We start from the raw sequence: 575 nt of genomic DNA, 5'->3' as shown, positions 1-575 counted from the left end.
ATGGTTAATGGTTAATGGTTAATGGTTAATGGTCAATGGTTAATGGTTAATGGTCAATGGTTAATGGTTAAAAATGAACAGACCTAATGCATTGAAAGATAAAAGCTTTGCTTTTGCGATACAGGTTGTGAATACCTATAAATACCTGGTTTCGGAAAAGCGTGAATTTGTGATGAGTAAGCAGTTGCTTCGGTCAGGAACGGCAATAGGTGCATTGTATCGTGAAGCGGAGCAAGCGGAAAGTAAAGCCGACTTCGTCCATAAGCTGGGCATTGCTCAAAAAGAGTGTAATGAAACCTTGTATTGGTTGGAATTACTCCATGCATCGTCATTTTTAACTACGCATGAATTTGAAGGGCTTCATGTGGAGGCCACCGAACTGATTAAATTGATAACACGGATAATTTTATCGAGCAAAAACAACCCGTCAACGAAGCAATAGGTCGTTTAAGACAAATGACAATTAACAATTATCGAGTAAAAACAAGCCGTCAACTAAGCAACAGATTGTTTAAGATAATTAACAATTGACAATTAACAATTGACAATTATCGAGTAAAAACAACCCGTCAACT

1 protein-coding gene is annotated in these 575 nt (G+C 37.2%); it reads left to right on the top strand.

Features of this window, described 5'->3' with window-relative positions; genetic code table 11:
• Positions 1-73 precede the first annotated feature (73 nt).
• The gene (locus NGM62_RS18365; RefSeq protein ID WP_262249752.1) at positions 74-442 is read left to right on the top strand and encodes a four helix bundle protein; all 369 of its coding nucleotides are present in this window, start codon (positions 74-76) and stop codon (positions 440-442) included.
• The last annotated feature ends 133 nt before the right edge of the window (positions 443-575 follow it).

Source organism: Parapedobacter soli (genome assembly GCF_025460835.1).
Taxonomy (GTDB): Bacteria; Bacteroidota; Bacteroidia; order Sphingobacteriales; family Sphingobacteriaceae; genus Parapedobacter; species Parapedobacter soli.
Note: the sequence above shows the minus strand (reverse complement) of the source record. Positions and strands in the feature narration are given on the sequence as shown.

Coding starts and splice junctions, on each gene's coding strand:
- NGM62_RS18365 (WP_262249752.1), top strand. CDS start 74: ATGAACAGACCTAATGCATTGAAAGATAAAAGCTTTGCTTTTGCGATA.